Raw genomic sequence first — 5,195 nt, 5'->3', positions numbered from 1 at the left:
GACTGGGTTTCTTAAGTTTTGCCTTTTTTAGATAACAGGGGCTTTATAATTTCCAATTTCCCTGTTTCAATGGCTTGACATATTACCGCAGGACTTTTCAAATCATAATGAATCTCATTCACTTCTACAATTCCTATAGCATTTCTTGCTTTTTGTAAAACCATTCCTTCAGATCAGCCTCTCCTGCACATCAAGACAAGAAAGGAAGTTTGTGATACGATAAACATGTTCGGTTGTTAATCCGACCCTGTTGAAAGCTGGAGGTAGATGTGATGACCAAGATCGACACGCTGTTAAAGCGGGCGCTCGACGGTGAACGGCTCGGGTTGGAAGATGGGATTGCCCTTTGGGAGAGCGATCAGATCGAAAAATTAGGCTGGGTCGCTAACCAATTGATGGAGCGGCGACACCCTGAACCCATCACCACGTTTGTGATCGGACGCAATGTCAACTATACCAATGTTTGTGATACTTACTGCCGTTTTTGTGCCTTCTACCGTGCTCCGGGCTCTGAAGAAGGCTATGTTCTTCCAAATGAAGTAATTTTCCAAAAAATTAAAGAGACCGTGGATGTAGGGGGAACAGAAATTTTGATGCAAGGGGGGACCAATCCCAACTTGCCATTTAGCTATTACACAGATCTGCTGCGGGAAATCAAAAAGCGTTTCCCGACCATCCACATGCACTCTTTCTCCCCTGCGGAAATTTTAAAGATGAAAGAGGTTTCCGGCCTTCCTCTGGAACAGGTGATCCGAGAGTTGCGCGACGCCGGGCTTGATTCGATTCCCGGAGGCGGAGCAGAGATTTTGGACGACCGGATTCGCAGAAAGATCAGCCGATTAAAAGGATCCTGGCGCGATTGGATGGATGTGATGCAAACCGCTCAGCGCATCGGGATGTCCACGACGGCGACGATGGTGATCGGATTTGGGGAAACATTGGAGGAACGGGTGATGCACTTATTGCGGGTACGTGAAGCCCAGGACGAAACGAAAGGCTTCCTGGCGTTTATCGTGTGGACTTTTCAACCCGATCATACCAACTTAAAGCGTGAAAAGCTTTCAGCTGAGGAATATCTGAAAGCTGTTGCTGTTTGCCGCATTATGCTTGATAACATCCCCAATTTCCAATCTTCTTGGGTGACCATGGGGCCGGAGATCGGTAAATTGTCTCTCCGGTATGGCTGCAACGACTTTGGCAGCACGATGATGGAAGAGAATGTGGTTTCTGCCGCAGGTACCACTCATAAAGTAAACACCAATTTAACGCTCCGCCTCATCCGCGAAGCGGGCAAAATCCCCGCCCAGCGCAATACGAAATATGAGATTTTGCGCGTTTTTGAAGAAGGAGAGCAAGCAGAGCGCGATTTTGTCATGCAAAACTAAAACTTTAGCCCGATGTCCAACAATCATGGTTGGACACCGGGCTTTTTTGATTAGTGAAGATTTTGTGCTGCTTTGCTTTTTGTCCGCGCACCGACAAAAAAAGTAACAGCGGATAAACCAAAAAGGTTGCCAGGCTGCACATGGATCCTACTCCCCAAAATCCAAATTCATAGAGGAGAGCGGATGAGAGAGCTGTAGCCACCGTCATTCCCGCATACATGGCTGAGCTGTTGAGTGAAAGAACCATTCCCCTTGCTGCCGGGTTCAACTCGGAAATCAGTGCAGTGAGCGCAGCATGGCCAAATCCAAAAGCGGTCGCCCAACAAATGTGAATAATGACCGCAACAACCACTTCTTTGGTTGGGATGACGGAAAGTGAAAAGAGACTGGCCGCCGCACAAACACTGCTGAAGCCGATCATTTTTTTCTTTCCGTACCGGTCTGACCATTTTCCTCCGACAAAACTCCCAACCACACTCCCAAGCCCTGCCAGCGATAGAATGACGCCAACTTCACTAACTGAGAGCTGAAAACGAGTATGATAAAAAACACCCGTGTTTGCAAACATTCCCTGCAGCCCGCCAAACCAGAGAAAAGTGGCCAACAGAGAAAACAATACCGGTATATCAAAGATCGCCATGTGAAAAGGTTTAAAAATGCCCTGCAAGATTGGGCTTTCCGTCCTTTTTCCGTGGTCCCGTTGGATGCCTGTTATCAGCAAAATAAAAGTGAAAAGACAAAAGAAGCTGATGCTCCAAAAGGACCAGCGCCACGAAATCAGATCAGCCATAAAACTCCCCAGTGGTACTCCAACCAGAGTGGACATCGTTAAGGAACCTGTCACAATCCCCATTGCCTGTCCACGCTTTTCGTAAGGAAACCGATCCCCCACGAGAGAGAATACAGCCGGCTCAAGAATACCGGCCCCTAAGCCTGTGATTACCCGAAAAATGAGCAACTCCATGAGACTGCTGGCAAAAGCGGTTAATGCTGTTCCCAGAGCAAGCACAAACATTCCCAGCAATATCATGTTTTTTCGTCCAAATCGGTCGGATATTGCTCCAAATACCGGAGCAAATAACATGTAGGCTAAGGCATACACCGTTACGGTTAAAGCTCCAAATCCATGTTCATTCCCATAGATGCCGCCACAGCAGGGAGAAGAGGCACCGTAAGGATAGAATCAAACCCAACAAAAAAGGAACAAAGGGATAATAGAAACAGGATTTTCTTATGTGGCATCAGCAAACCCTCCATTATGATTAATTAATTAATTATTAGGTAATTAACTATATGGCCTGCTAACCGGTTAAGAGCAATAGCAGCAGTCAACCGGGTTAGATTCCCGTAACGATTCCTGCGGTCACTCTTTACCGCCATCCAATTCCTCCAGAAGTTGGAATAAGAGAGCTTGCTTCTCCGGAGATAAGCGTTTGAAACGAGCAGAGATCGCCTCTACATAAACGGGCCATACCTGCTCCAATGTTTTCTCGCCGGCTGGAGTCATATGAACCAAAATACGTCGCCTGTCGGCCGGGTCAAACTCACGCCGCACCATTCCCTGTGCTTCCAGTGCTTTGAGGAGTCCGCTCACATTGGCGCGTGTAACGGCGAGATCATCTCCCAACTCGGAAGGTAACATGGGTTTGTTAAAGCGCCGGAGAGAAACAAGCAGACAAAGGCGACCCAATGTAAGCCCCCATGGCTGCAATTTTTCCTCCAGCTGCCGCACCATGATGATGTTGGTTTTATATAAGCTGAGGAACAGTTGAACGGGAAGGGCGCTATTTGAAAAATCCCAATGTGCCATAAAAACTCCTCCTTATAGTTAACTACCTAATTATTTCGGTATTAATTATATCGCTGAACTCGTTTCCAGTCCATCTTTTAAAAATCGGACTCTTCTATGTTGATTAACGGAACATAATCTTTTATGTTTTTTGATTGGAAGACTATTATACTTATTAGTAGATGAATTTTTATACAGAAAAGGAGAAGGAAAAGTGGAAGGAAGAACTCATTTTGCCATTGGGATTGCCTGCGGTGTGGGACTTGCGTGTACGGTCGGTGATACTAAAGATGTAATGAATTTAAGCCTGACGATTATTACGGCCGGAATGGCATCTATTTTACCGGATATTGATGAAGACGGCAGTCTGATTAATAATTTTATCTTCCCCTCGTTAAAAAGAACCTATCGTTCATTTGCATTAGCAGCCATTGGTGTGGTGATGGTCCTTATGTATTTTCTCAAAGGACTGCCTGACTGGGTTTTATATACAGGGATCTTCGCCGCCGGAGTGGCTTACGTACCGCATCGCAGTGTGACACATTCCTTTTTGTCATGTGCTTATATCACATGGATCATTTACCAAGCTGTGCCCGAATACACATATGCTGTAGCGATCGGGTATATGTCCCACCTGCTTGCAGATGCCGTCACCAGCGCCGGTGTTCCTTTTTTATGGCCCTATTCAAAGAAATTTAGCCTGAAGAAGTTAGGGATCAAAGTAAAAAGCGGTGGAACAGTGGACCGGTGGGTGGCTCGTATCGCCCTTATCCTTAGCTGTATCGGGTTTCTCTATCTGATCGGACAGGTTTTTTATGATGAAGCAACGGCTGCCGGTTGGATTTCTTGAACATCAAGCGGGTACTAGAGGAAAGGATTTACAACAGCTAAACCCGGGGTCAAGCAAATGTGGACGTATATGGTCTTTTCCCCGCCCATATACTAGAAAATAACCATCATGGACAACGAAGGGGGGAGCCGAATGGCTTACCTGGTCTCCATTTTTCTCAAAGAGCGGGCGAAAGTGATCCAACTGAGAGCTTGTTTGGAGACATTGATCACTCAGTTACAAGAGAAAGGGTTTGGCTGTTCACTGGAAGAGCGAATCATTGGGGACCGTCAGTTTTTCCTGTGTACGAGCGGCAGCAAAAATCGATCGCAGGAAAGGAAATGGCAAAAGCTGCTCGGACAAACGATGGCCGAATTTATCTGTGACTGCCAGGAGCCGGAGATGATTCGCCACATTATCCGGAGCGAGTATCAGGTTCAATACACGAAAGAAATTACTCAGATTGAAGGTTATGCCAGACGCTTACTGGAGAGCAGTGCCTGGGAACATGCCAGAATCGTATATGTAAGTCGAAGACAGAAACTGGCGAAACAGATTTCTTTATACTTAAAAGAAAGCAATAAGATGGCCGTGGACGGATTTGTCCGCTTTCGTATGAAAACCTATCGAAAAGCACTTTCTAAATGTGTGAAAGAAGCGCTGGACGAGTATTTGCTTGATAAGGAGTATAAAGAGTTTATCCAGTTATTGCGCTACTTCGTTTCAGTCCAGATTCCGAAAATGGATGTAGTGCATGTGATTCATCAAGGAAGACGGCGGCTTCATATGCTCAAAGCAGACGGAACCCCCTTGAAGTTTAAAGAGATGGACGGGGCAGCGCACGAAGTGATGGAACCCACGTTTTCCCACGAAGATTTTATTGTAAGCACTTTGCTCAACATCGCCCCGGAAAAAGTGATATTACATACCAGAGACCCGGAAGAAAACATTGTTCGCACCTTAATTCAGATCTTTGAAGACAGAATTCTGGTCTGCAACAGTTGCAGCAAGTGCGGTATTCCGCTGAATTTTCACGGAGATGCTTGACTAAGACAAACCCGGTTGGTTATAATACATACAAATTTTTCATTTAAAGCGATGACGGGGACATGAATATTTTTCTATGGTACCAGAGAATAGGGGTCATCGGCTGCAAGCCCCTTTACCCGCTGGAAAAGTATTTACCACCTTC

At 46.0% G+C, this 5,195-nt stretch carries 6 protein-coding genes; 3 read left to right on the top strand and 3 right to left on the bottom strand.

All coding sequences use genetic code 11. From position 1 onward, the window contains the following. Positions 1–11: 11 nt before the first annotated feature. Positions 12–164, bottom strand: a complete 153-nt coding sequence (locus tag I8U27_RS20085) for a hypothetical protein (protein WP_181755055.1) — start codon at positions 162–164, stop codon at positions 12–14. 108 nt (positions 165–272) lie between these two features. Here I8U27_RS20085 and mqnC point away from each other — a divergent pair, with 108 nt between their 5' ends. After that, the gene (mqnC, locus tag I8U27_RS20080; protein WP_181755057.1) at positions 273–1,385 is read left to right on the top strand and encodes a cyclic dehypoxanthinyl futalosine synthase; all 1,113 of its coding nucleotides are present in this window, start codon (positions 273–275) and stop codon (positions 1,383–1,385) included. Positions 1,386–1,389: 4 nt separating this feature from the next. Here mqnC and I8U27_RS20075 read toward each other — a convergent pair whose 3' ends face one another. Continuing rightward, positions 1,390–2,529 carry an MFS transporter gene (locus I8U27_RS20075; protein WP_309506190.1) on the bottom strand — a complete coding sequence of 380 codons (1,140 nt, stop codon included), beginning with the start codon at positions 2,527–2,529 and terminating at the stop codon, positions 1,390–1,392. Positions 2,530–2,748: 219 nt separating this feature from the next. Beyond that, positions 2,749–3,195 (bottom strand): MarR family winged helix-turn-helix transcriptional regulator, encoded by a 447-nt coding sequence (locus tag I8U27_RS20070; RefSeq protein WP_181755061.1) that lies wholly within the window; start codon positions 3,193–3,195, stop codon positions 2,749–2,751. 193 nt (positions 3,196–3,388) lie between these two features. Here I8U27_RS20070 and I8U27_RS20065 point away from each other — a divergent pair, with 193 nt between their 5' ends. Together I8U27_RS20065 and ytxC are read left to right on the top strand one after the other, a co-directional pair. Continuing rightward, on the top strand, positions 3,389–4,024 hold the full coding sequence (locus tag I8U27_RS20065; RefSeq protein WP_181755063.1) for a metal-dependent hydrolase: 636 nt from the start codon (positions 3,389–3,391) through the stop codon (positions 4,022–4,024). A 132-nt stretch (positions 4,025–4,156) separates the two neighbouring features. Then, entirely contained in the window at positions 4,157–5,050 is an 894-nt protein-coding gene (gene ytxC / locus I8U27_RS20060; RefSeq protein WP_181755065.1) for a putative sporulation protein YtxC, read from the top strand. The last annotated feature ends 145 nt before the right edge of the window (positions 5,051–5,195 follow it).

The sequence above is a fragment of the Paenactinomyces guangxiensis genome (assembly GCF_016055185.1).
GTDB classification, from domain to species: Bacteria; Bacillota; Bacilli; order Thermoactinomycetales; family Thermoactinomycetaceae; genus Paenactinomyces; species Paenactinomyces guangxiensis.
The sequence above is the reverse complement of the archived record's forward strand: the minus strand, read 5'-3'. Positions and strand labels throughout refer to the sequence as shown.